This is a genomic window from Rudanella lutea DSM 19387, assembly GCF_000383955.1.
GTDB lineage: Bacteria > Bacteroidota > Bacteroidia > Cytophagales > Spirosomataceae > Rudanella > Rudanella lutea.
Window position 1 is genome coordinate 1,075,800 of the sequence record NZ_KB913013.1, and the last position, 24,618, is coordinate 1,100,417.

The 24,618-nt window shown below is 50.5% G+C and carries 23 protein-coding genes; 11 read left to right on the forward strand and 12 right to left on the reverse strand.

Features of this window, described 5'->3' with window-relative positions:
- Window positions 1-358 precede the first annotated feature (358 nt).
- The 4 genes from RUDLU_RS0104700 to RUDLU_RS0104715 all read right to left on the reverse strand — a co-directional run bounded on the left by RUDLU_RS0104700 (window position 359) and on the right by RUDLU_RS0104715 (window position 4,009).
- Window positions 359-1,576, reverse strand: coding sequence for a glycosyltransferase family 4 protein (locus tag RUDLU_RS0104700; RefSeq protein WP_019987198.1), 1,218 nt, complete (start codon window positions 1,574-1,576; stop codon window positions 359-361).
- A 183-nt stretch (window positions 1,577-1,759) separates the two neighbouring features.
- Window positions 1,760-2,527: a glycosyltransferase family 2 protein gene (locus RUDLU_RS0104705; protein WP_019987199.1), complete on the reverse strand. Its 768-nt coding sequence runs from the start codon at window positions 2,525-2,527 to the stop codon at window positions 1,760-1,762.
- Entirely contained in the window at window positions 2,524-3,111 is a 588-nt protein-coding gene (locus RUDLU_RS0104710; RefSeq protein ID WP_019987200.1) for a WcaF family extracellular polysaccharide biosynthesis acetyltransferase, read from the reverse strand. The genes RUDLU_RS0104705 and RUDLU_RS0104710 overlap by 4 nt, the downstream gene beginning before the upstream one ends.
- Window positions 3,080-4,009 (reverse strand): glycosyltransferase family 2 protein, encoded by a 930-nt coding sequence (locus RUDLU_RS0104715; RefSeq protein WP_027302764.1) that lies wholly within the window; start codon window positions 4,007-4,009, stop codon window positions 3,080-3,082. Before RUDLU_RS0104715 ends, RUDLU_RS0104710 begins: the two co-directional genes overlap by 32 nt.
- A gap of 298 nt (window positions 4,010-4,307) precedes the next feature.
- Between RUDLU_RS0104715 and RUDLU_RS0104720 the strand changes: the two genes are divergently transcribed.
- The 9 genes from RUDLU_RS0104720 to RUDLU_RS0104760 all read left to right on the forward strand — a co-directional run bounded on the left by RUDLU_RS0104720 (window position 4,308) and on the right by RUDLU_RS0104760 (window position 10,836).
- Window positions 4,308-5,072, forward strand: a complete 765-nt coding sequence (locus RUDLU_RS0104720; protein WP_027302765.1) for a methionyl-tRNA formyltransferase — start codon at window positions 4,308-4,310, stop codon at window positions 5,070-5,072.
- Window positions 5,073-5,116: 44 nt separating this feature from the next.
- Window positions 5,117-5,986 (forward strand): polysaccharide deacetylase family protein, encoded by an 870-nt coding sequence (locus RUDLU_RS0104725; protein WP_019987203.1) that lies wholly within the window; start codon window positions 5,117-5,119, stop codon window positions 5,984-5,986.
- Between the two features lie 147 nt (window positions 5,987-6,133).
- Window positions 6,134-6,658: a 2'-5' RNA ligase family protein gene (locus tag RUDLU_RS0104730; RefSeq protein WP_019987204.1), complete on the forward strand. Its 525-nt coding sequence runs from the start codon at window positions 6,134-6,136 to the stop codon at window positions 6,656-6,658.
- Window positions 6,659-6,826: 168 nt separating this feature from the next.
- Entirely contained in the window at window positions 6,827-7,225 is a 399-nt protein-coding gene (locus RUDLU_RS30265) for a glycosyl-4,4'-diaponeurosporenoate acyltransferase CrtO family protein (RefSeq protein WP_245581731.1), read from the forward strand.
- A 227-nt stretch (window positions 7,226-7,452) separates the two neighbouring features.
- The gene (locus RUDLU_RS0104740; RefSeq protein WP_019987206.1) at window positions 7,453-8,031 is read left to right on the forward strand and encodes a Crp/Fnr family transcriptional regulator; all 579 of its coding nucleotides are present in this window, start codon (window positions 7,453-7,455) and stop codon (window positions 8,029-8,031) included.
- 85 nt (window positions 8,032-8,116) lie between these two features.
- Window positions 8,117-8,743, forward strand: coding sequence for a hypothetical protein (locus RUDLU_RS0104745; RefSeq protein ID WP_019987207.1), 627 nt, complete (start codon window positions 8,117-8,119; stop codon window positions 8,741-8,743).
- Window positions 8,744-8,749: 6 nt separating this feature from the next.
- A complete protein-coding gene (locus tag RUDLU_RS29170) occupies window positions 8,750-8,959 on the forward strand; it encodes a tyrosine-type recombinase/integrase (RefSeq protein WP_019987208.1) in 210 nt (69 codons plus the stop codon).
- A gap of 266 nt (window positions 8,960-9,225) precedes the next feature.
- The gene (locus RUDLU_RS29615) at window positions 9,226-9,900 is read left to right on the forward strand and encodes a DUF6843 domain-containing protein (RefSeq protein ID WP_157580091.1); all 675 of its coding nucleotides are present in this window, start codon (window positions 9,226-9,228) and stop codon (window positions 9,898-9,900) included.
- Between the two features lie 162 nt (window positions 9,901-10,062).
- Window positions 10,063-10,836: a DUF2971 domain-containing protein gene (locus RUDLU_RS0104760; RefSeq protein ID WP_019987210.1), complete on the forward strand. Its 774-nt coding sequence runs from the start codon at window positions 10,063-10,065 to the stop codon at window positions 10,834-10,836.
- Between the two features lie 200 nt (window positions 10,837-11,036).
- Here the strand turns inward: RUDLU_RS0104760 and RUDLU_RS0104765 are convergent, their stop codons facing one another.
- The 4 genes from RUDLU_RS0104765 to lpxK form a co-directional block, all read right to left on the reverse strand.
- Complete coding sequence (locus RUDLU_RS0104765) at window positions 11,037-14,006, reverse strand: PD-(D/E)XK nuclease family protein (RefSeq protein ID WP_019987211.1); 2,970 nt, start codon at window positions 14,004-14,006, stop codon at window positions 11,037-11,039.
- Between the two features lies 1 nt (window position 14,007).
- Window positions 14,008-14,595, reverse strand: a complete 588-nt coding sequence (locus RUDLU_RS0104770) for a MiaE family protein (protein ID WP_019987212.1) — start codon at window positions 14,593-14,595, stop codon at window positions 14,008-14,010.
- Between the two features lie 87 nt (window positions 14,596-14,682).
- Window positions 14,683-16,737 carry a putative porin gene (locus RUDLU_RS0104775; RefSeq protein WP_044129909.1) on the reverse strand — a complete coding sequence of 685 codons (2,055 nt, stop codon included), beginning with the start codon at window positions 16,735-16,737 and terminating at the stop codon, window positions 14,683-14,685.
- Window positions 16,738-16,835: 98 nt separating this feature from the next.
- On the reverse strand, window positions 16,836-17,948 hold the full coding sequence (gene lpxK / locus RUDLU_RS0104780; RefSeq protein ID WP_019987214.1) for a tetraacyldisaccharide 4'-kinase: 1,113 nt from the start codon (window positions 17,946-17,948) through the stop codon (window positions 16,836-16,838).
- 52 nt (window positions 17,949-18,000) lie between these two features.
- Here lpxK and RUDLU_RS0104785 point away from each other — a divergent pair, with 52 nt between their 5' ends.
- Window positions 18,001-19,095: an o-succinylbenzoate synthase gene (locus RUDLU_RS0104785; RefSeq protein WP_019987215.1), complete on the forward strand. Its 1,095-nt coding sequence runs from the start codon at window positions 18,001-18,003 to the stop codon at window positions 19,093-19,095.
- A gap of 154 nt (window positions 19,096-19,249) precedes the next feature.
- Here RUDLU_RS0104785 and RUDLU_RS0104790 read toward each other — a convergent pair whose 3' ends face one another.
- Entirely contained in the window at window positions 19,250-19,828 is a 579-nt protein-coding gene (locus tag RUDLU_RS0104790; protein WP_027302767.1) for a hypothetical protein, read from the reverse strand.
- Between the two features lie 130 nt (window positions 19,829-19,958).
- Between RUDLU_RS0104790 and RUDLU_RS0104795 the strand changes: the two genes are divergently transcribed.
- The gene (locus RUDLU_RS0104795) at window positions 19,959-20,396 is read left to right on the forward strand and encodes a nuclease A inhibitor family protein (protein ID WP_019987217.1); all 438 of its coding nucleotides are present in this window, start codon (window positions 19,959-19,961) and stop codon (window positions 20,394-20,396) included.
- 142 nt (window positions 20,397-20,538) lie between these two features.
- Here RUDLU_RS0104795 and RUDLU_RS0104800 read toward each other — a convergent pair whose 3' ends face one another.
- The 3 genes from RUDLU_RS0104800 to RUDLU_RS0104815 form a co-directional block, all read right to left on the reverse strand.
- Window positions 20,539-21,414, reverse strand: coding sequence for an alpha/beta fold hydrolase (locus RUDLU_RS0104800; protein ID WP_019987218.1), 876 nt, complete (start codon window positions 21,412-21,414; stop codon window positions 20,539-20,541).
- A 285-nt stretch (window positions 21,415-21,699) separates the two neighbouring features.
- Window positions 21,700-22,836, reverse strand: a complete 1,137-nt coding sequence (locus tag RUDLU_RS0104805; RefSeq protein WP_019987219.1) for a glycerate kinase — start codon at window positions 22,834-22,836, stop codon at window positions 21,700-21,702.
- Window positions 22,837-23,035: 199 nt separating this feature from the next.
- Window positions 23,036-24,394 (reverse strand): sugar porter family MFS transporter, encoded by a 1,359-nt coding sequence (locus RUDLU_RS0104815; protein WP_019987220.1) that lies wholly within the window; start codon window positions 24,392-24,394, stop codon window positions 23,036-23,038.
- Between the last annotated feature and the right edge of the window lie 224 nt (window positions 24,395-24,618).

Consider the following 24,618-nt stretch of genomic DNA (forward strand, 5'->3'; position numbering starts at 1 on the left):
GCTATAATTACATCGAAATGTTATATACTTTATATATTAATTTATATTCAAAATCATACTCTTTTAGGAGACTTTATATCGCTTATATTCGCACAATTTGTACACCAAACTTATTTTTGTCTTTAGTAAAACGGTATTTTTATACTCCTTTTAATTTATATCCAACCTAATACAACTTGGCTTTTTGAGTATAAAAACTCAATCTTTACCTCCGGGTAATTACTAAGTATTTTGGTAAGTGTACCACTTTATCCAAGGTTGTTTGCTGACCCGGACAAATAGGGCTGTGCTACAGTTCAGACATAAAAAAAGCAGCACTCCGAATGAGTGCTGCCTCGTGTATGTGAAACCGGTGCTTTTAGAGATAATCGATCAGCTTACGCGTGTTTCGGCCCTCAAATGCATTCTGAATGGCCCGACGCATGACCGCCCGGCGACGGCGAGGATGCGTGGTGATCACAAGGGCACGCATCTTGAGCAGGAAGCTCGCCATCATGTACAAGGCAAACAAACCACACAGAATCAGTACGGACTCCGTGTTGGTAATGTTGCGGTGGAGCACAAAGAACAACACCGTATTCAGCAGCGAGATACCACAGAGCGTTGCGGTAGCCCCCATATGCGACATACCGTTGTCGAGCAGAATATGGTGCATGTGATTCCGGTCGGCCGAGAAGGGCGACTTACCCGCCAGAATCCGAACGGTAAACACCCGCAACGTATCAAAAATAGGGATGATCAAAACTACTACGGCAATGATCGGTGCGTTGAAAAAAGCCGTCGGGTCAAACCGGAACGAAGTATTCAGGTTAACAAACCGAACCGCAAAAAACGACAACATAAACCCAAGAATAAGCGAGCCGGTATCGCCCATGAAGATCTTGCTGGTCTTGGAGAAGTTGAACCGCAAAAAGCCTACCAACGCCCCCGCGAGCGTAAACGCCATGCAGGCCATGGCAAAGTGATTAGTGAGCAGAAACCAGGCCCCGAAGGTGGCACTTGCAATAGTGGCAATACCAGCCGCAAGCCCGTCGATTCCGTCGATGAGGTTTATGGCATTGGTCACCGCAATAAAGATGAAACAGGTGAGTAGCACACTCACGATCTCGGCTATGTGGTGAAAGCCCATGATCCCGTAGAGGTAATCTACTTTCAGATCGCCGAAGAAAATGAGAATAAGCGCAGGAAGTACCTGGAAGAATATCTTTTTATTCGGATCAACACCCACCAGATCGTCTTTGATACCGACGAAAAAGAGGATAGTCATCCCGACGATGGAAAGATTGGTACGATAAATGTCGGTCTGGTCAATGCTCGGCCAGAGGAAATAGCTGATCAGGACAGCGGCAAAAATCGCGATCCCGCCAAACGTGGGCGTGGGTGTGGTATGAGCCCGACGCTCGCCCGTTTTCTCCATAAGCCCTTTTAATTCCGATATTTTGATAACGACCGGAATCGATATGATAGCCACAAAACAAGCCACGAGAAACGACAATACGGATTGGTAAAGCCCAATCGTAAAGAGTTCATCGCGAAACTTATTTTGCAAATAAGCCAGTAGTAGGTCGAGGTTCATAAGCGGTCACTTGGATTAAAACCATTCGTGCTCCGGGAGACGGCAGACAGCGGTATGTCTTACCTAAACTGGACACCAAAAGTGTGCCATGGCTCAGTCCAGAGCGAACCGGGCGCGAAAATTACATTATTTAAAGATTATCCAAGCAGTTTCTTTCAGTTACGGTCAGAACTTAGTAAACGGTTAGCTTACAGAAGGACGTTCCCGTTGAAACAGTTGAACAATTTTTCGGAGGGGTTTGAGTGTCAGCGTGAAAAAATACGGCTTGAGCTCATTCATCTCCCAGGCCATCCGGTCTTCCTGATTGGCCCGTACCCGATTTTTCAGATTCGCATTACTCACCCCGCCTTCACGCATAATCACGGTGGTTTCTGGCAGGTACGACAAGCTGATGTTGTGCTTGTGAATAAACCGCAGCATCAGCTCATAATCGGCCGCACTCCGCAAATCGAGCCGAAAATGGCCGTATGCATCGTACACCGATTTGCGCGCAAAAAACGACAGGTGCCCCGGCATCCAACCCCACAAAAAGTCGCCGGGCCGGTAGCTGCCCGCTTTCCAGTACCGCTTCACCTTACTGATGTCGTACCGGTCTACGTAAACCATATCGCTGTACACGGCATCAGAGCCGGTTTGCTTAAACCGTTCCACCACGTGCTTCACGACTTCAGTATGCCGGTACAGATCGTCGGAGTTCAGAAACCCGATTACATCGCCCGTGGCCATACTAATTCCTTTGTTCATGGCATCGTAGAGGCCTTTGTCGGGCTCGGTCACAAACCGGCTGATTCGCGTGCCGTACTCCCGGATCAACTCAACCGTTCCGTCCGTTGAGCCACCGTCCACTACTATGTACTCAATATCGGGGTACGATTGCCCCAGTACCGATTCCAGACAATCGCGCACGGTACTTACTCCATTATATACTACGGTTATGATGCTTACTTTCACGTTGAGATAATTCGTTTGCGAACCCAAATTGCCGGGTTTCCCTGATAAATACCGTATGCCTCCAGATCGCGGGTAGCTACTGACCCCACCGCCAGTACCGAGTGCGAGCGGCAGGTGACACCGGGGCAAACCACCGATTTGGCACCAACCCAGACCCCGTCTTCGAGCCGAATGGGCTTCGTGGTGAGATCAAACGTCGGGAGCCGATAATCGTGATTACCCGTCAGCAGCAACGCCCCCTGCGACAGGCAGGCGTGGTTGCCGATGCTTACCGGCGACAAGTTGTCAATCCAGACGTACTCACCTATCCAGACGTGATCGCCCACGGTTAGTAACCACGGATATTTAATATTCACAGCCGGCTTAATCATAACGCCCACCCCAATACGCGCCCCAAACAGGCGTAATACCCAGCGCTTAAAAGCGACCGGAATAGGCAGATGATTATTCAATACCAGCGAGTTGACAATAAACCAGCCAATTACTTTCAGACGTGGCCCCGGATTGTACCAGCTATTGTCGAACCGCGACAGGTCGGTGGTTCCCGACGGATTAGCGGACACCGGCTCGAAGGTCTTTTCCATATTCCGTTTTGAAAAAGTCGATGATAGCCTCCCGGTCGTTGCCTGCCCGGCGGTAAACTTCCAGCATTTTGGCGTCTACCAGAAACCGATACCAAAGCCCCTGCAAAAAATGCCAGACAAAGCCCCGTCGGCCGTCGAGAAAACCAAACCGGACAAAATACCGGTACAAAAAGTACAGAATCGGGCGGGTAAACAGGGGTAACGATGCGTACCGTTCTTTGAGGTACCGCTTCCGCTGCTCCTGCGACCCCGTCAGGCTGGGCGTAACCCGCTCGGCCTGTTCGAAGTTATGCCGGATGTTGAGCAAATCGATCACCTCCCGAATAGCATACTGATTGTGCTTCTGCGTCCACCAGGTCAGGTTATTCAGGTTATGATCCACCAGATCGTTGGCAAACTGCACGGTTTGGGCCGGGGCACCGTTGATCGGGCTCAGCTTGATATGCTCGTCCATCCAGGTCTGCTCGCAGATACCCTGATTCCGACGCCACAACCGCAACAGCCAGATCGGGTAGTAACCGCCGTGCCGAATCCAGCGGTCCATAAACATAACCCGGCGCTTTACGTACACCCCGCCCACCTGAGCCGCCAGTGCCGGCAGACGGTGAGTGATTTCTTCGGCCAGTTCGGGCAGTATATACTCATCGGCATCCATCCGCATGAGCCAGGCCGTTTGGAACGGCGTGTGCTGAATCCCGTAATTGAACTGAGTGGCATAGGTTACCCACGGGTTTTGGACAACCACGGCTCCCATAGCGCGCGCAATTTCGACCGTTCGGTCGGTCGAGAACGAATCGACGATAAACACTTTGTCCGTCATCGGCCGCAGACTCTCCAGGCAACGCCCGATGTGTTTTTCCTCGTTATGGGTTAAAATTATGACGGACAAATCAAGCATACAGACGACACTGCTACCTTTGAAAAATACACCAAACCGGTCGGCGGACTAAACTGAACAAAACCGGGTCATACAGCTACAATTTGCCTTATTTTTGCCCAGATTGATTGCAATACTATCACTTTTTTTAGAAATCACCTATCACCACTACCGTAATCTTATCCACAGGAAATTACTTTTGTTCAATTTTGATCATTTGTTCTGCGCCTAAATTAGGCCGCTAATACCCGAATGACGCTACAGGCGGTTGGTCTTTCCTTATTTTTGCTCTACTTATTGCTACGAATTATTCCTTTTCATGCGTCTACTCTTACTCACTCAGGACGACCCATTTTATCTGGCTCGTAACATCGACTACCTCATGAAGCACCTGCCTCCTTACGCCGAGGTAGTGGCTACGGTTGTGTTCGACGTGTCGCCGTTTGGCAAGCGCGAAACGTTTGCCGACAAGATGAAAAAAACGCTTCAGATCTTCGGGCTTCCTTTCTTTGTGCGTTACGGATTCAAGTTTGTAGCGTCGAAACTGGATAGTCGCAACAACGTTCGGAAGGTGCTTGCCAACTATGGCGTACCGCTGATTGAGATTGAGGGAAACATCAACAAAGACGAAAACCTGGCCCGGCTGAAAGCCTACAACCCGGACCTGCTCGTGTCCATTGCCGGCAATCAGATTTTCAAGCGTAAATTGCTCGATCTGGCTCCGCACGGCTGCATCAACCTGCACACGGCCCTATTGCCCAAATACCGCGGCCTGATGCCTTCGTTCTGGGTACTGAAAAACGGTGAAACCCACACGGGCGTGTCGGTATTTTTTGTGGATGAAGGCATTGATTCAGGCCCGATTATTGTACAGAAACCATTGGCAATCGGCAACATGTCGCAGGAGGAGTTGATCCGCGTGACGAAGAAAATGGGCATGGATGCTATTGTCGAATCGGTACAGAAAATTCACGATGGCACCGTTGAACTCATGGAGAATGATGCTTCGCAGATGACGTATTTCACCTTTCCGACCCGGGACGATGTAAAAGCGTTTCAGGCCGCTGGCAAACGGTTTTATTGACGGTTTACGTCACCTTTGCCCAACCCTAAACCTGCCACCGCCCTATGAATATCCTTACCTTCGACATTGAGGAGTGGTTTCACCTCCTCGACCATAAATCGACCCGGACGGCTACCGAATGGAGCCGCTACGAATCCCGGATTCATGCCAACATGGACCGGATTTTTCAATTGCTCGCCGACACCAACTGCCGGGCTACTTTTTTCTGCCTGGGTTGGGTGGCCGATCAACACCCCGACGTAATTCGGCGAATCGACGCGGCCGGGTACGAAATTGCTACCCACTCGTACGCGCACCAACTCGCTTACGAACAAACCGAGACCGAGTTCCGCGACGATCTGGAACGGTCGATCAAGGCTTTGCAGGACGTAACGGGCAAACCGATTCGGGCGTACCGGGCACCCGGCTTTTCAATCAAGTTTCTGAACCGCTGGGTATTTCCGATTCTGGTCGAGAACGGTATCGAGATTGACTGTTCAGTGTTTTCGGCGCGCCGGGCTCACGGGGGCGACACAGCCTTTGGCATCAGCCAACCGGCCATTATCGACGTTGACGGCTACCCACTCAAAGAGTTTCCCATCAACACGGTGCCTTTGCTGGGGCAGGATATGATTTTTTCGGGAGGGGGCTATTTCCGGCTACTACCCTACCCTATGATTCAGCGGTTTACCCGGCAGTCGCCCTACGTGATGACGTACTTCCATCCGCGCGACTTCGACCCCGCTCAACCGATGATTGAAGACCTCAGCCTGACGCGCAAGTTCAAGTCGTACTACGGGCTAAAAGGATGCCTGCCCAAGCTGAAGCGCCTGCTCACCGACTTCGAATTTATCGACATTTCGGAGGCCGACCGGCGCATCGACTGGTCGTCGGCCGTGCGCAAAAGCTGGGAGCTGACCCCTACCCCGGTCTAAGCGAGCCGGGGTTCCTCGCTCGCCTATCCCCAACCGCTGTATATCAGAGCGAAAGTACTTGAGCGTACACGGGTTTTGTATGGTTGCGGTTACTCAAAACCCTTTAGTAAAATGATACACACTAATCATTCAAAAGGTTGACCCAAAGTGGCTATACATATTCGTAGACAACTGACTTTATTTGTTGACCCAAAAGACGCTGAAACTATTGAACAAGTAAGACAAGAGTTTAACCCTATACAATTTGAGTTGATAAAATCTCACGTTACTCTATGTAGAGAGGACGAAATTGAAAATCTTGAGGAAGTACTATCAAACCTACATTCTTTGACAATGGAAGAAATTGTTATTGAATTCGGGAAACCAACAAGGTTTGATAATGGACGAGGGATTTTTCTTCCTGCAATACTGGAGAATGCACGTTTTCAAGAGTTACGTAGACAAATTTTAATTGGACTGAACGACAATCCAAGAAAGCAGGAAGCTCACATTACCTTAATGCATCCAAGAAACTCAACTTGTACAGACGCCATAGCTCGTCAGATTGAAAGCTTAAGTTTACCAAATCAATTAAGATTTGAACGAATAAGCCTGATAGAACAAGAAGACGGCGGACAATGGAAGATTTTGCAAGAGTTTGAGCTTAGGAAAAGGATATTGAAACCAATTTGACAGAAACGCCAGCCACCAATAAGGGGCTTTATGCGAGCTTGGCTTGACGGAATGCTATCATCACACCTACACAAAGCCCTGAACGCAGCTACAATTCAATTAACGACAATGGTCAGGTACTTGACATTCAGTATTTCAATATGCTTTATATCCTGGCTGGTTGGGATGATGATCCATTATGCGTTAAGGAAAAGAGCCTATTTCAACAAAAACTTAGAGAACCTTACTTTTATTGAAAATCAACATCTCAACAGAGTCATTGGGCTTGGCATTTTTAAGTGGATTGTAAGAAATACGTTCTTCAAATTTTTCAATCAAAAACTGAAACTCAAAACGAAAATTGACAAGCCTTATTTGTGTAGCATACGTAAGGAAATGACGATTTCTGAAATCGATCATTTAATCGGATTCGTCTTTGTCAGTTTTTTTGCTTTAGCTAAGGCTTTCAACGCCAACTACTTATTTGGATTGGTCATCATGATAGTCAACATTCCAATGAATTTGTACCCTTCTTTATTACAACAGGAGAATAAAAGACGAATCGACCGACTGATAAAGAGACTGTAGCTAACACCAGTTTGACATAATAGCGGCAGAAGTGCTACTACCCAATAATCACAATAGTGAGCCTATTCAAACGGCACAACATTAGCTTTGTGCTACAGGGATTGAGCGCTGTTGCTACCAGTTAGCTTCGGTGGTAGGTTGATTGTTCCGTTCTCAAGACTCCTTACCGCAAAAGCCAGGCAACATGAGCGGCAGGCGACACAAACGACAGTTACAATAACAAGACAATGAAAAATATACTGTTTGACTTTATTTCAAAATACGTTTCCCTGACCGACGACGAGAAGAACGCATTACTCGACTTAGACATATTCCGCTCGGTGAAAAAAGGGACGACGTTACTCCAGGAAGGCCAAAAATCGAAGGACAGCTACTTTGTCTTAAAAGGCTGTATACGAACGTATTACCTGATAGACGGAGAAGAAAAAACAACCGCTTTCTACACAGAAATGGAAGTATTGACACCTCCTTGCGTGATTAGCAAAACGCCATCCGACTATTACGTGAGTTGTGTTGAAGATACTATTCTCACCGTTTCGAATTCGGATATAGAAGCAGAGACCAACCGGAAATTTCCCAAGTTTGACACGATGTGCCGAGTATTATCCGAAGAACTTTTAGCTAAACAACGAATCGACTTTGACGCGTTTAAGACTTCTTCTCCTGAACAACGATACCTGAACTTAATCCAAAAAAGACCTGACCTAATTCAGCGGGTTCCGCAACATCAGTTAGCCAGTTATTTGGGCATAAAACCACAATCATTAAGCAGACTTAGAGCCCGAATTCTGGAGAAAAAGAACTAATGCGCATTTCTTAACTTAAGTGAACGAGCAATCCTGTCTCGTCGGTCCACTTTTGCACTGTCGTTTCACATCAATCAAAACTGACATGCAAAAGAAAATTTTCGGGATTGGGCTTGCCATCGTGTTGGCAGGCAGCCTGCAGGTGAATGCCCAATACGCTAAAACAGACAGCACGTACAAACGGTGGTTCGTTGGGAGTACCATCTTTATACTGGGAAATTTGGCTTCCGTCAATCCCCCCGACTTCGCTCAGCTCAACATAGGCTACCGGATTACGGGACGAGATGTGATTACGTTAGAACCCAAAACCTGGAAATACGCCTGGCCAAACGGTATTCACCCATTTTTAAACAAAGCATACGGAAAGCCGGAAGAAAAATTTCCGGGGTATGTTCGTGAATATGGCGTATCCGTGGCTTACCAACGATTCCTGTGGAACGGTTTATATGCCGAACTGAATGTGATGCCTACCTGGCAAACATTTGTAAATAATGACGGTAATAAAATTGACAATGGTTTCCAGATTTTCAACACCTACCGTGCTGGTTATCATATCAAACTTTTTAGAGACCGGTTTTTTATTCAACCATCCATTGCCATTACCCACCGCGCCTATCATACCAAACTGCCTAATGGATTTAAACAGTTAGATGATAAATGGTCGAAATTCATCTTCGGTGAACCGGGCTTTCATTTTGGGTTTAATTTTTAGTGATTCATGAGAGCGACAACCACACTACTATTTCTATCCACTGCGACAATAAACTTTCGCACAAAGCCGACATACACCCATTTGCTCAAAAACGGCACCGGTATTAAGTTCATTCAGGATCTACTGGGCCACAATGACATCAAGACTACGTTACGCTACACGCAGGTCAGCGAGAAAAATTTGAAGAATATCAAAAGTCCGTTAGACAGGCTTTGAAACTGATTTCGTATTTTGTATTGTCAGTAGATCTATAATGACGATAACAATACGGAATACGCAATGCGTATTCCGTATTGTTACTGAACCGGACAAGTGCACAAAACCAAGCATAATTAACTTATTTTCAAGTAGTTAAGAAGAGAAATCCATAAATTATTTGGAGATTTTTTGCCTCTACCTACCTTTGTGTAAATACTCAGAAGTTGCGTCTATTTATGAGTTGCCTGCAAGCATAAAACGACATACCAACGAATAGACACAAATTGAAACAAACAGTATTTTATATCGGACTGACTTTAATTGCCATTAGCTTCATTGCTTGTGTTGTAAGTTTCTATCTTTTAGTTTTAGGATTACCAACATTCTTAGTTGGAGTAATATTGATTTTTCTTTCAAAGCAGAATATTAAGACAAAATTGCTTACGACATTGATTCCATTAATTTTATACGTTCCATCAACTTTTTTATTTCTGTATGCTTACAATTATTCGACACCAAAGACAATCTTAATTCCAAATAACTTTGAAGGAAATTTACGAGTTGTATATGAAGAAAATTGTGGGCGTAATTATGATAAAACAGACGGTGTAAAAACATTGACTTTCCCTGACAATGGAATATTGATTCTAAACGAAGACTTCGACAGACACGTTAATTACAATTATTATTTAGTTGACGAATTAGGCAACAGAACTAAAATATCACAAATACTTGACTTTAAAGACAGAATTCAAAAACGACCTTGTGTTTTAGTTGGTGGTTCGGGGACAATTGGTCAGACAATAGAAGCCAACTCAACGAATCCCGAAGAAAAGGACATAACCTATTCAGACTTTTATATTTACAACAAAGACACCGTTGACAAAAATGACTTTAAGAGCAAACAAAAATTTGACTCATTGACAACAGCAATTGTAAACCAATGCAGACAAAAATAACGGCAGCCACTAACACGGGTTTTGCGTCAGGCGGGCCGATGTGCAAACTTGAAGCTTTGTGCTTCTGATGAACTTTGGTAATAAATTGGGCATTTGTGATCTGAAACCCGCCCGAACGCAAAGCCCAGAAACGTTAGCGGTAATTTTTAACGACAGCAACCAATGTTCAAATTCTATACAATACCATCGGAAGACATAATAGATAAACTTATCGGAGAAGAAGCTACAATTAAGCTGTCTTCTGCGTTTAATCTTAATGACCCTTATGAACTTAAATTTAACTTGGACATAGACCCTTTAGCAGAGGGACACGAAAAAGAATACTATAAAAACAACCCAGGTTCTTCTGTTCAAGATTTTGAAGATTGGAAAAAACATGCAACAGAACACGATGGTTATACTTGGTACGCAGAACAACAGCAAAGAAATTCTGTTGCCCAGACGATTGCTTTATGTTCATTTACGGACAAAAATGACAATAACTTAATGTGGTCACATTACACCAACAACCACAAAGGGATTTGCATTGAATATAAACCTGAACTATTTGAATACTTAAAAACTCAAAAAGGTTACCTTGTCTTTTGGAAAGTAAACTATTCTGACGAGCCACCAATAGTTAAAGGGCTTGACGACGTTAATCAGAAAGTTGAAAAGCTTATGTTTAACAAACAATCGGAATGGAAATATGAAAGTGAGCACCGAATTGTTTTCTTAAGCGACAAGGACACTGAGTTTATACCAATAGAAAGAAAATTTATTAAAGCTATTTATATTGGTTCACGAGCTGACACAGATATCGACAAAAAAATATTATCTGTATGTAATAATACTGACATTGAAGTTTACTACGGAATAACTCTTGGAAAAACATATAAAGTTCATTTCGAAAAATATAAAAATGGGACGATTTATTCCAGAGCATTTTGGAGATAAAACTACCGCTAACATGTTATTACCAAAAGCGGGGCTAAATAGCTTCAATTGGGCATTTATGCAAAGTTCAACAGCAGTAATTCTATTGAACTTTTGTGCTAAAAATCCGCCACATCGCCAAGCCGTCTAACGTCCGTTCCACTAATCCGAAGTTTCAGTAGCCTAAGCTTGTCACGATTTCCGCCACCGATGCTAAACCCTTACTCCCTTCCGCAAATCCGGCGGAAATCGCAGTAGGTGCACGTTTCGAGCTTTTCGGTTTTGCGGAAAGCCTCGCCGGGGTCCAGAAGCCGCCGGAGCAGGGTACGCAGGGTTTCCTCACTCGCCCGGATAAACTCGTCGGGGCTCTCGGTATTGCTGCTAAACCAGACCGGGTTTTCCTTGAGGCCGCCGTTGATGTCGCGGAACGAGTAGAACCCGGCCGTTACGGGCAGGTCATGCGGATTTTTGCGTTTGCCCTGCTTCAAAAAGAGGTATTTGTACAGCCAAAGCTGTCGGGCTTTATCCCATTTGGAGCCGGTTTCCAGAGGGAGCATGGTCGCCATGTCGGCCGATTGGCTGGGCAATTCCACTTTGCCGGTCTTGTAGTCGATGATACGAATCTGACCATCTACCTGCTCAATCCGGTCTATTTTGCCCCCAATCCGCACGGGTACTACCTCACCCGTTTCGAGCGGCACGTTCAGCTCCACAATGTACCGGTCTTCGGTGCCAATCACCTGGAGGTCGGTGAGTTGAGCCTGCCGCTCCTGAAAATCGAGCATCAGACGCTGGGCCACATCGTAGAGCAGCAGGTTTATCCCCGACTCCATCACCCGGCCCTTCATCACCTCCTTGAAGGTTTCTTCCAGTTCGTCTTTCACCATCTGGAGCGATACCACCCGGCCATCCATCCGGTATTTTTTGTCCAGATTTTCGAGCGTTTTATGGAGCCAGTCGCCAAATTCGGCCGCGCCCATTTTCTCTTCTACCTCTTCCTCTTCGGCGATACCCGCCACCCGGCTGAAATAAAAGCTGAGCGAGCAGTTGATAAACTGGTTCAGTGCGGTGGGGTAAATACCCCGGGTAGCCAGATTGGTCCGCAGCTTTTCCATCACCTCCGGCGATTTGGCGACCTCCCAGTTATGCATAAGCCCCTCCTGCCCGGTCCGTTCGCGGCCAAACCGTACCAACGGGGTGCTGAGCGTAATGGCACCCGCCGAGCGGGGCACCAGTTCGTGTTCGATCTGGCGGATAAACCGGCTTGGCTCACCCTTGCCATTGCCGTAGGCATCGGGCGAGGTGGTATGAATGAGCACCACCTCACGGGCCCGCTGGAGCAACCGGTAAAAGTGGTAGGCCGTCACAGACTCCTGATCGCGGTAGGTCGGTAGCTGTATCTGCTTGTCGATGCTGATGTCGAGCGGAATCAGCGAGCTTTGTTTGCGTGCCTGCGGCAATACCCCCTCGTTGACCGACAGGATAATCACCCGCTCAAAATCGAGGGCCCGGGTTTCGAGCATACCCATCACCTGCAACGGGCTATCGCCCTCACTCGTAAACGGAATGCTCGTTTGCCGAACCAGCTCGTACAAAAACTGGCGCAAACTCCGCAAGGTGATAGGCGTGCCGTTGACAATCTGTGCCTGCTGCTCAATGGTGGTTTCGAGCTGCTGCAACAGGGTGTAGAATACGTACAGATACTCAATCTCGACGGCATCCTGGGTGTCGCTGTACACGGCCCGCAACAGGTCGATCAGGCGGTACAGGTTGCCGATGATTTCGGTGGGCTGATCGGCAGGCCACCGCCAGAACAACGTTTTAAGCAGCCGGTCGTTATGGCCCAGCTGCCGGAGTTCGCCTTCGGTGAGGTACACCCATTGCCGGGTCAGAATCTGCTCCTGAATGTGCAGCAGCAAAGGCCGGGGTTGTTCATCGGCCGATTCGGGTACGCTCATGAGGTTGTTGAGCCGGGCGTAATGCTGCACAAACGGATGGTTGAGCACCTTCACCACATGCCGGAAGTGGAACTTCGGAATCCGCAGGTCGCGCCCGTCGCGGGTTCTGAACTCATGCACCGTTCGCTGCATCTCAAACAGCGTATCAACAAGCGTGAACAGCAGCGAATCGCGTAGCGAAAGGCCCATCGTGATGTTCAGGTCGGTCACCGACTCATCGAGGGCGTACAGCATAGGCACCAGCAGCGACTCATCGGCCAGAATAATGGCCGTTTTGGGCTGGTGAAGCCTATCCGGACCCTCACCTTCACTCGCCTGTCGCCATTCTTTATAAATCTGCCCGGCCACCTTGGTTTGCATACTCGCATTAGGCACACCTACCACCCGGATATGCTTGGGCAGTGTGGTCAGATTCGTACCGATCTGAGCGCGGTTTTCGCGGGTAAACAGGTAACCATTTTCGGTGTAGCGACGCAGAAATAAACCCGCTTCCTGCTTTTTGTCGTCCAGATAATACCGGTCAACATCCCAGATCATTTCGGCCTTGTTGGCCCGCAGGAGCGACTCCATAATCTGCGATTCGGCCTTACTGAGGGCGTTGAAACCCACGAAATAGACTTTCTCGTAGGCCGGATTATCGAGGATTTTTTCGCGAACCTGCTCGGCCAGCAGGCGATATGCCATACCCCGGTACGCCAATCCCTGCCCGGTCAGTCGCTCGTGCAGGGCGTGATAAGCCGTTTTGAGATTTTCAAACAGCTTGAAATACCGCGACATGGCGGGCGTGGGCGTCAGGCTCCGGCTGCCGGGCGGCAGGTCGAGTTGCCAGCGTTCCAGCGTCTTGGCCTCAGTCAGATAATCGAACAGAAAATCAGCCTTGACCAGATACTGATCGATCCGGTCGAAGTCGGTCAGTAGTACCGACGCCCAGCCGATAAACTGTTCAAACTCCACCTGCGGGTCAATGACCCGAAATACCTCAAACAGCTCAAACAACAGCCCAACCTGATCAATCAGCTGTACTCCGGCGGCTTCGGTCACAAAGTCGTCGATAGCCATGGCGTGCGGGGCCAGAAACGGCTCATCCGACAGTTTACCCAGCTCATCGAGAAACACCGAAACAGCCCGGCGGGTGGGTAAAATAACCCAAACATGATCGAAACGGGCCGATTGACCCGCCTGTTTGGGGTGTTTATCAAATACGGTGCGGGCAGTTTGTTGAAGAAAATTCATGTTAATGCATTCGGTCCCCGCGCGTTTCGAGCGTCGCCATAATTCCGGCTTCTATGTCCAGAATTTCTTTCCAGCGCTGGCGCACCCGCTCTTTGGGGACATACTCTTCGGCCAGTTCGATAAAGTTACGATAATGCCCTGCTTCGGACACCATCAGCTCGCGGTAGAATTTGCGCAGGCTCTCATCGGCCATGTTTTCTGACAGCAGTTTGAACCGCTCGCAACTACGGGCTTCGATGAGGGCGTTGAGCAGCAAGCGCTCCATCAACTGCTCGTGGTAATCGCTGGAAGTCCGCAATTGCGCCTGTAGCGCATTCACGTATAAGTCCTTACGTTGGCGACCCAGCGGAATATTCCGTTTGCGGAGTTCTTTAAGCACCCGCGTGAAATGGCCCCACTCTTCGGCCACAACGGGCGTGAGCACTTCCACGAGTTTTTCTTTTTCGGGGTACTGCACAATGAGCGAAATGCACGACGAAGCGGCTTTCTGCTCACAGTATGCATGGTCGATCAAAATCTCGCCGATGTTCATCTCGGCAACGTTGACCCATCGCGGGTCGGTAGGAAGCTCAAGTCCGAGGGTTGTCATGCTTAGTGGGAGAACGGAACAGGCACAAGGGAAAAGGGAGTGTACGGTGGCGGCTCTTTCGTTTTCCCTTCTGCCGGTTCCAGTATTTTAATCAAACAAATACCAGTCGACCCCGAAGGCAAACGACCGACGCATGGCCAGGTAGTCGGGGGTTACGTAATAACCGGGCGCAAACACGCCCTGATTAGCGTGGGCCATTTTGACAAACAGCCGGGTTCGGTTGATGCGCAGGTTGGCAAATACGTCGGCCACAACGTAGCCTTCCACCCTCTGCCGGTTTTGCAGGTAAAACTGCTGGGTCAGCGGCATGTAGGCATCGGCATAATACGCCGATTTGTAGTGCAGTTCCACCCCGGTCTGGATAAATAGCACCTTCCGGAAAATGAAGTCGTAGGTGGCCCGGGCGTTCAAAAACAGCTGAGGTACCCGCAGAATATCGTCGCGCGAGACAAGCGTGTAGTACCCCTGTGTTGTGGCTCGCCAGCGTTTTTTTCCGGCCGAAGCCCCCAGGCCCACGCGCAGAATACTGAATGCGCTACTTAATTGCCGGGGGCGGGCGTCCTCATCAAAATAAATGTAATTGTTGAGCAGGTGATAGTCGAGGCCCGGTTGCACCAACACGCCTTTGTAGCGCAGGTTAAGGGTTCCGTAAGCGTGTTGCGTACCCCGGAGTCCGAAGTTATTCGACCAGCTGTAGTTATTGCTTTCAAAACGCTGCTGAAGTAAGGTAGGCGAGGCAAAAATGCTCCGGTATCCGACGGTCCCGAAGCGGGTTTCGAGCTGCCCTTCGAGCCGGAGGTCCCGACCGAGGAGGTACTCGCCCTCGGCCGTCAGACGCGACAGGCTGTCGGGAAAATAATAACCGAGCCAAAGCCCCAGAAACGTTTCCTGCCGCAGCCGGGGGTTGTTGTAACGCCCCCAAAACGACGAGTCGGTCACGGAAATTTGCCGGTTGTAGCGGCCCTGCTGCCCGTACAGACGGTTGCGCAGATAAGCCCGGTAGTTGAAGCCCCGAAAATCGCCTTTGAGCCCAAACTGATTTTCGAGCAATCGGTAGCTATTGGTCTGAAACGTAACCGAGCTGTCGAGTTCGGCCCGCCGAACCGGGTCGCCAAACTGGGTTCGGTCAACAAAGGGGTAGTAGCGGGTCAGCGTAGAATCCTGTTGGAGGCTGTAATCGTTGAAACTGTTGATCTGCCGCAGGTAATCCATTTTGTGAAACACCTGAAATCCTTCGGCCAGTTTGTACTGCTGGTAAAGGTGCCACATATTGCGCCGTTCGTTCCCGTCGGCGCGGGGCAGGCGCGGGTTACCATCGTAGTAAAAAAGGTCGCGGGTGCCATCGGCCCGGAGGTTTGGCACCAGGCCACCCTGCTCGGGTTGGTCGTGGTTGAGGTGGTTGAAATGCAGCAGGAGCGTGTATTTCTCGTTTTTGGCCCGGTAGCTGGTATGGCCCACAAACGCCCAGCTCTGAATCAGAAAAATCTGGTTCGAACTGGCCGCAATAAGCCCGGAGGGTGGGTTGAGGCCGTACTGCTTGCGCGAGGTGACCCGCTGCATGTTGAAACCGAAATTCCAGCGTGGGTTGATGTTCTGGCTAAAATCGAAGTTCAGCACGTTCTGATTACGGCCACCCAGCACAAAGTACATCCGGGTAAACGGCGACTTGGTGTCGTAGTACTTTACCCCATCGGTCTGGTACGCATACGGCGCAAACACAGAATAGCCCGTTTGTGCGCCAATCTGCGTGGGAGTCTGGTAAAATACCGGGCGCAGCGCTGTACCCAGATTTCCGAGGTCCTGATACAGGTTCTGGTTGCGCTGCACAAAGTTGTACTGATGCACCCCATCAAGGAGGGTATCTGTGGTGTACAGCGTTTTGCGGTTATTCAGAATATCGGTTTCCAGAAAGTAGCGGGTGGTACGTGGGCCGTAAATAGCTTTGGTACTATCGTCAATACCAGCCCGCCCCGAGCCTCCGCCACCACCGCCCGGCCTACCGCCACTCTGCCCGCCAAAGCCGCCCATCCGGCCCGGCACCGTAGACCCCGGAAAACTTTGCGCCTGCGCCAGCCCAATGCCCGCAAACAGCATGAGCAAAAGCACGGCAATCTGACCCGCAACAGCGCGTCGACTGATCATCAAAAAATAGAATGCTGGGGTGGTACGCAACGGAAACTACAGTTTATAGATCGCAAAAATAACCCAAAACGGCAGACGGGCCGTCCCGCCGGGTCAGGTTAGGAATTTTTAAGGAAGGCCGCCTGCTCGATTCGGGCCCAAAAATCGGCCTCCTCGCCTAACAACTGCACCGCAATAGGCAGGTAAAACGCTCGCTCACCCGCGTCGGCCGGGAGCAACGGCCGGAGTTTCACCCAGTCCTTTTCGGTCGTCATCAACACGGCATCGTCGGGCAAGCTCCCCAACAGTTGGTCAATCTCGGTGCGGGTGTACTCATGGTGATCGTTGAACCGGTGGTGCGCCCGCAGATTCCAGACCTGCCGAACGTACGCATCGAGCGGATCGGCATTGGCCAACCCCGACACCAGCACCACCGCCCGGTTAGCGGCCGTTGTCAGCACTTGTCCCATCCCGTTGCGGGGCTCGCCGTACCGAAGTCCGGCGAAAAAAACAGGGGCGTCGGGGGCTTTGTAGGGTTCTATAGCCGCCCGGATCTTCTGTTGATCGGCTCCGGACAGCCCATCGGGGCACTTAGTCACAATAATCAGGTCGGCCCGGCGTGCACCATGGCGCCCCTCGCGCAGGCGACCCTCCGGGAACGGATGATCGCGGTAAAAAGGTCGGTTGTAGTCGGTCAGCAAAATATTTAGGCCCGGTTGTACAGCCCGGTGCTGAAAAGCGTCGTCGAGCAACACCAGCTGTACATCGGGGTGCAGCCGGGCCAGTTCCTGTAGGCCCAACACCCGGCGTTCGGCTACGGCCACCACCAGCCGCTGGCCAAATTTTTGGTACAGTTGCAGGGGTTCATCACCGAGGGTTTCGGCCGTGTCGGAAGGGGTTGCAATACGGAAGCCCGAGGTCCGGCGACCGTACCCCCGACTGAGCGTTGCCATAGGCCAAATGGTGTCGGATTGGGCCAAACTGGTTGGACCAGTTAGTAACTTACTGGCCAGAAATTCGATCAATGGCGTTTTGCCGGTTCCGCCCACGGTAATGTTGCCAACGCTTATTGTACGCTGAACAGGGGCAAAAACCGAGTAGATCTCTTTATCATACAACCAGTTACGGACCGCCAGAATACGGCCGTACAGGACACTAAAAGGTCTGAGCAGGCGGGTAAGCACAAACAGAAAGTTACAATTGTGAGATTTCTTGCTTTTATTCGCGTTCAAAAGTAGTAGTTTTCGTCCCCACAAATACCCACTGACACCAGGTTCCGTTCGTATGGCTTTAGTTTCCGACTACCTGAAATATACGCTTCATTTTCGATTTGAAGCGGGGACGTCGAGGGGCGTATTGACGGAGAAAACCTCCTACATTGTTCGTATCTACGACAGCGAGAACCCGGCCGTGATGGGTTTGGGCGAATGCGGCCCCCTACCCGGCCTCAGCGCCGACGACCGGCCCGACTTTGAGCAGCGGCTCTCCGAACTCTGTCAGTATTTTAGCAAGCTCGATTTACAACTCTTCTCCTGGAACGTACCCATCGTTCTGAATCAGCTCATTAGCCAGGAGTTTCCGAGTATTTTGTTTGGCTTCGAAACAGCCATGCTCGATTACCTGTCGGGTGGTCAGCGGCTCATTGTCGACAACGAATTTGCGCACGGCAAGCGTCCTTTACCCATCAATGGCCTGATCTGGATGGGTGATCGGGAGTTTATGAAACGGCAGATCGAGGAGAAGCTACAGGCAGGCTACACGACCCTGAAACTAAAAATAGGGGCTATCGACTTTCAGCAGGAGCTCGATTTGCTGGCTTCCATTCGGGAGCGTTTTTCGCCGGAGCAGATTACGTTGCGCGTCGACGCCAACGGGGCATTTTCGCCCGCTGAGGCCATGCACAAGCTCGAAAAACTGGCGGTCTTCCAGCTGCATTCTATCGAGCAGCCCATTCGGGCGGGGCAGCACGAACAAATGGCCGAACTGTGTGGGCACTCACCTATCCCGATTGCCCTCGACGAGGAGCTGATCGGGCACATGGAGTACGTCGACAAATTCAAGCTGCTCAAAAAAATTAGTCCGCAGTTTGTGATTCTGAAACCCACGTTGCTCGGTGGGCTACGGCATTGCGACGAATGGATCGAGCTGGCCAACCGCCTGAACATTGGTTGGTGGGTTACCTCGGCTTTGGAGTCTAACATCGGCCTGAACGCCATTGCGCAGTACACGGCTAAGTTCCGGCACCTGATTCCGCAGGGGCTTGGTACGGGCCAACTGTACCACAACAACTTTCAAAGCCCGCTTCATATCGATCACGGCACGTTGTTGTACCGCCCCGACGAAAGCTGGGCGCTCGAAGCGCTTGCGGCAGGTCAGTAACTCTCCCTTTTTCACAAACAGTAGCGAATTCATACACAACAAAAGGCCGCAACCGGGTTCTAAACCGATTGCGGCCTTTCTGATTTTATTCGTTTAGGAGATTCTGAAAATGGCTGGCACGAGAGCTTTCGGCAAGAGCCTTACCGAACCCACCTTATTTGCCAAACAAGCCGCCGAGCATACCGCCCAGACCTCCACCCGCCTGCTGATTGCCTGAGCCACCGCCCAGAAAACCACCGGCTACGCGCATCACGTCGCTCATGTCGAGCTTCCCGTCGGCCATTGCCGTTGAAGCCATGCCCATCCAGTCGACATTCGCTGCGGCCTGATTACCAGTCACCTGACCCATGATACTCCCTACGTCAACGCTCGAGTCGTTCGGGTCGGTTGCTTTCGAAAACAGTTTGTTCAGCACCACCGGCACCAACGCCGACGCAATGCCCGTAGCAACACTCTGCGATACACCCAGACGGCCCATCAGGTTACCTACTACGTTATTCACGATGCCACCCATGAGGGGGTTTTGCATGTTCAGGCCACCGCCCTGAGCGCCCATAATCGAGCTGAGCAAGCCACCAATGTTTCCACCCTGTGCCTGCTGCTGCAACCCACCCAGAATACTATCGGTTACAGTTTCGATGGCGGTATCGTTTTTCTCGTTAGGGATTGCCGGATTTGTTACGATGGCGTCGCCAGCTTGCTGACGAACCAGGTTCATGAGAGTTTCTAACATGATTAAAGCCTTTTTTAAGGGGTGAAAGTAAAGGAAACCAGCTTTGCTGGAGCCAGCACTAAAAATAAGCGGTTTTTGTGAATGGCTACTTACTTAGCTTGTATTTTCGCCTACTCCAAAACCGGACACTATGACGAGCCAACCCGATAATAGTAACACATCTGAACAGCCTTCCGAACTGGAATTGCTGATTCAACCCCTGCTCCCCGACCTGTGGTACCCCAGCGAATCCGACGAACCCATCGAGTTTGTGACGTGCTACCTCAAAACGGAGGAGCCGCTTACCGTGAGTCACATAAAAGATTGGCTGATGCTTCCGCCCGCGGTGTACGTGGAAGAAATTCCGGAGGCCGACTTCTGGGCACCCGTCACCGAAGAACAGGAATGGTTTGGCGACGAAGAAAAACAACGTGCAGCTCAGTTTATCCATCTCAAAACCCTGCTCGAAACCCACACCACCGGTCGGCAGGTATTCCGGGTTGGCGACACCGAAATTGATGTGTACCTGCTGGGCCGCACCGCCGAGGGTAGTCGGGCGGGCCTTAAAACCAAAGTTGTTGAAACGTAAACTCAAAACGCCCCGACTTAGCTGTGTAAGTCGGGGCGTTTTGCCTGTTTAGAGTTTGTGGTTTATTGTCTTTGGTGTTCCGGTTGAAGTACACCCTGGTAATTCCGGTTAGGCAGCGACAAAAACCGAGACTCCTGACGCGTTAATACGTAACAGTCGACGGGCGGTTTGATACCGACGATGGCTCCAGAATAAAGTCGAGCAGGTCGCGGTTGAATTGCTCCCGCTCGGTGTAAAACAAACCGTGCGGAGCCCCTTCGTAAATCTTGTACGAAGCGTTCATCATCAGATTGGCGGTTTGCTCACCCGACGATTCGATAGGCACCGTTTTATCGGCATCACCGTGAATAATCAGCGCTGGGACATTGATAGTTTGCACATCAGAACGGAAATCCGTCTCGGAGAACGCCCGCACACAGTCGATAGTTGCTTTGGGCGAGGCCAGGTAAGCCCGCATAAAATCACCATCGAGCATAGCCTGACTCACGGGCTTACTGAGCATCCCAACGCCATAGAACTGCTTGCCGAATGTTTGGAGGAAATCGGCGCGGTCGGTGCGGATTTTATCAACCATGTCATCGAACGTCGACCGGTCAACACCATCAGGGTTATCATCTGTTTTGAGCAGATAAGGGGTTACACCGCCCGCCAGTACAACTTTGGCTACCCGAGCCCCGCCATGACGGCTCATGTACCGGGCTACTTCGCCGGCACCCATCGAGAAACCAACGAGCGTAACATTTTGCAGGTCGAGTTGTTCCAGAACGGCCTTCAGATCGTCGGCAAAGGTATCGTAATTGTATCCGTCGTAGGGCTTTGATGATTTACCAAACCCGCGCCGGTCGTAGGCGATGCAGCGCAAACCCCGCCCCGGCAGGTCGGTGAGCTGATATTCCCACATTTGGTGGTCTAAGGGCCAGCCGTGGATAAACACAACAGGTTGTCCCTGTCCGTAATCTTCGTAGAAAAGATTTACTGATTCATGGTGGCGTTGATCGCCGGTCTTGATGTAAGGCATAACGTTTAAAATTGAATTGGCAATATTCTACCAACTCTACCTTACGACAATAGTTTGTATTCAGATTGAGCCTCTCCTTTTTTCCTAGGCAACGTGACGCAATACGAGCCATTGGGCCATGCCACACAGGCCAGCCTCGAATGAGTTGGGTTTTCAGTACTCGACATTCGGACTTCAGACACTGGACGTTAGACTTACTACATTTACAGATGGAGGTCTAACGTCTAATGTCCAACATCTAATGTCCAGTACAGAGAGTTGGGCTATAAAGTAAGGGTATACGTCTCAGGTAAGGAGATAGGTGCGCTCGCGGACCCAGTCGCCCACGGCTTTTTCCAGCAGGTACGGAGCCTGTTGCATTGCTTCAGGTAGCGGCATACCCGATGGGGTAATGGCAATAGCCTCGTGCAGACCTAACTGCCTTACTCGCTGAGCCGGCAAAGCCAGTTGGCCACAAAAAGCTACCACCGGAATGTTACGAGTTTGCGCCATACGCACCAGGCTGCCAATGACTTTCCCATTGAGGGTCTGTTCATCGAGGCTTCCTTCGCCCGTAATCACCAGATCGGTGTTGTCTAATTCCGATTCGATATTCAGGTACGACGCAACCATGTCGAAACCGGGTTCCAGCCGCGCTTTAAGAAACACCCGCGCGCCAAAACCCAACCCACCAGCAGCCCCGCTACCGGGTAGGTCGGCCTCGTCGATGTCAAAGTCACGCAGCAATACCGCAGCCAGCCGACGTAGCCCCAGATCAAGCTCCGCGACATCGTCGGGACTGGCGCCTTTCTGAGGTCCATATACGTAGGCAGCCCCCTGATGGCCATACAACGGATTGGCTACGTCGCAGGCAACCCGAAACGTTACTTTGGAAAGGGGTACATCGAGCACAGCCCGCTTAAGAGCCGTAATATGCCGCAGCGATTTTCCAATGGCAGGCAAAGACCGGTAGTCACGATCCAGAAATACGTACCCCAGCGCCGACGCCATTCCGATACCACCGTCGTTGGTCGCACTCCCCCCGATACACAGCAGCACCTCGCTCACCCCGCGCGCAATGGCATCCCGAATAAGCTCTCCTGTACCAAATGTGCTCGTTTCGAGTGGGTTTCGCTCGTGTGCTTTCAGGTGTTGCAGCCCCGATGCCTGCGCCATTTCGATAAAGGCAGTCCGGCCATCGCCCGAGATACCGTACGTGGCTTCAACGGGCCGAAACAGCGGATCGTTGACCGTGAGCGTTACGGTATGGCCATCAGTAGCCTGCGTCAGTACGGCCGCTGTGCCCTCACCCCCGTCAGCAACGGGAAGGGTCTTTACGTGCCATTCTGGCTCAGCATCCAGCAGCGTATGTTCGATACGTTGAGCAACCTCTACAGCGGTAAGCGATCCCTTGAATTTATCCGGGGCAATCAGAATGCGCATGGCTCTATGGTCCAAAATCCTCAAAATAAACTGACGATTATTTTACTCAAGTATATTCATCAGTTTGGCGACAAGCTTGACAAAGCTTTCTGACCCTACTTCTACCAGAAATCGCGCCAAAGTTGGCCGGGCTTGTACCACCCAGCCAACCTATAGCAACGACTCTCTCTGATTATAAACTGATTAAGTTTATGAATTTCTACTTATCGGCCCATTTTCTTTCAATATCCTCCAGGCTAAGCCCCTTCGTTTCGAAGACGATGTACCGGGCAAAAAGCAGGCCTAATAAAACCACCAGAGTGTAGATCATAAAAATGCCCCCGTTAGTGCCCAGCGAGCTTGCCGCCAGAATCGGGAAGGTGAAGCTGACCCAGAAGTCGAAAAACCAGTGATAAAAACTACCCAAACTGGTAGCAAAACCCCGGATACGCAACGGATAAACCTCCGAAATAAGAAGCCAACCGAGCGGTCCGAGGCTGATGGCAAAGAACAGAATGTAGACATACACCCCACCCACCGACAGAATCTTGAGCAAATCGGCCCCGAGCGAATCTTTGAAGTAAAAAGCAAAACTGATCGTCGCCAACGACACCGCCGTACCGATGAGGCCGGTGTACAGGAGAGGTTTGCGCCCCCACTGATCCAGAAACCGCACGGCCAGCAGGGTACTGAGCGTATTGACCACCCCCACGCCCACGGTAGCCATAATGGCCGTGTCGCCCGAGCCGAAGCCCGCCATCTCGAAAATGCGGGTAGAGTAATAGATGACGGCGTTGATCCCCGAAAACTGCTGAATCAGGAAAATACCGATACCAATAAACAGCGGGATACGGAGCCGGGGCGAAAACAGCTCGCGCCAGTCGGGCCGACGGTTTTTCTCGTCCTGCATGGCGCGGGTGATGTCGGCCAGCTCCTGCCGGGCATGCGCCGACTCGTGAATGCGTTCCAGCACCAGCATGGCTTCATCGGCACGGCCTTTGCTCACCAGCCAACGCGGACTTTCGGGTACAAGAAACATACCCACCAGCAACATAGCCGCCGGTACAAACCCAGCCCAGAACATGAGCCGCCAGCCGTTTTCGTAGTCGGCAAAGGCATACCCACACAGGTATGACACCAGAATACCGATGGTGATGGCCAACTGAAAAAACGTAACCAGCCGCCCGCGCATATGGCTCGGGGCAATTTCGGCGATGTAAAGCGGCACCGAAAACGACACAATACCAATTGCCAGCCCCAGTAGCAAGCGACCCGCGATGAGCCATGACGGAGCCGGGGCAATGGCCGTCAGCACCGAACCCGCTACGAAAATAAGCGAAGCCAGAATATTGATTCGCTTGCGGCCCAACCGGTCGGCCAGTTGCCCGCTCAACAGCGAACCCGCCATACCGCCCATCAATACGGCCGACACCGCCCAGCCTTCGGCCGTTTCGGAAAGTTGCCACTCCTGTTTGATAAAAGGCAGAGCCACGTTGATCACGCCCGTGTCGAAACCAAACAGCAACCCACCGGTAGCCGCAACGGCCGCAATGAAGTACAGTAAAAGTGTTTTACTCATGACAGAATAAGATTAGAGGGGTGTAGGACAGGTTCTTTATGATAAGCTCGACAGAAGCTTTTTTCGACAGGATTATCAGGATGCGCAGGATTTTCTTCCCTAAATATAATCCTGTGCATCCTGTAATCCTGTCGAAAAACTAAACTTGTCCTACACCCGATTAGAGCGTACAAGCTACAAAAAAAGCTGTCGGCGAAGATACGGCCGACAGCTTTCGTATGACT

Coding starts and splice junctions, on each gene's coding strand:
- RUDLU_RS0104700 (WP_019987198.1), bottom strand. CDS start 1,576: ATGAACCTCGACCTACTACTGGCTTATTTGCAAAATAAGTTTCGCGAT.
- RUDLU_RS0104710 (WP_019987200.1), bottom strand. CDS start 3,111: ATGGAAAAGACCTTCGAGCCGGTGTCCGCTAATCCGTCGGGAACCACC.
- RUDLU_RS0104715 (WP_027302764.1), bottom strand. CDS start 4,009: ATGCTTGATTTGTCCGTCATAATTTTAACCCATAACGAGGAAAAACAC.
- RUDLU_RS0104720 (WP_027302765.1), top strand. CDS start 4,308: ATGCGTCTACTCTTACTCACTCAGGACGACCCATTTTATCTGGCTCGT.
- RUDLU_RS0104725 (WP_019987203.1), top strand. CDS start 5,117: ATGAATATCCTTACCTTCGACATTGAGGAGTGGTTTCACCTCCTCGAC.
- RUDLU_RS30265 (WP_245581731.1), top strand. CDS start 6,827: ATGATCCATTATGCGTTAAGGAAAAGAGCCTATTTCAACAAAAACTTA.
- RUDLU_RS0104740 (WP_019987206.1), top strand. CDS start 7,453: ATGAAAAATATACTGTTTGACTTTATTTCAAAATACGTTTCCCTGACC.
- RUDLU_RS0104745 (WP_019987207.1), top strand. CDS start 8,117: ATGCAAAAGAAAATTTTCGGGATTGGGCTTGCCATCGTGTTGGCAGGC.
- RUDLU_RS29170 (WP_019987208.1), top strand. CDS start 8,750: ATGAGAGCGACAACCACACTACTATTTCTATCCACTGCGACAATAAAC.
- RUDLU_RS0104760 (WP_019987210.1), top strand. CDS start 10,063: ATGTTCAAATTCTATACAATACCATCGGAAGACATAATAGATAAACTT.
- RUDLU_RS0104765 (WP_019987211.1), bottom strand. CDS start 14,006: ATGAATTTTCTTCAACAAACTGCCCGCACCGTATTTGATAAACACCCC.
- RUDLU_RS0104770 (WP_019987212.1), bottom strand. CDS start 14,595: ATGACAACCCTCGGACTTGAGCTTCCTACCGACCCGCGATGGGTCAAC.
- RUDLU_RS0104775 (WP_044129909.1), bottom strand. CDS start 16,737: ATGATCAGTCGACGCGCTGTTGCGGGTCAGATTGCCGTGCTTTTGCTC.
- RUDLU_RS0104785 (WP_019987215.1), top strand. CDS start 18,001: ATGGCTTTAGTTTCCGACTACCTGAAATATACGCTTCATTTTCGATTT.
- RUDLU_RS0104790 (WP_027302767.1), bottom strand. CDS start 19,828: ATGTTAGAAACTCTCATGAACCTGGTTCGTCAGCAAGCTGGCGACGCC.
- RUDLU_RS0104795 (WP_019987217.1), top strand. CDS start 19,959: ATGACGAGCCAACCCGATAATAGTAACACATCTGAACAGCCTTCCGAA.
- RUDLU_RS0104800 (WP_019987218.1), bottom strand. CDS start 21,414: ATGCCTTACATCAAGACCGGCGATCAACGCCACCATGAATCAGTAAAT.
- RUDLU_RS0104805 (WP_019987219.1), bottom strand. CDS start 22,836: ATGCGCATTCTGATTGCCCCGGATAAATTCAAGGGATCGCTTACCGCT.
- RUDLU_RS0104815 (WP_019987220.1), bottom strand. CDS start 24,394: ATGAGTAAAACACTTTTACTGTACTTCATTGCGGCCGTTGCGGCTACC.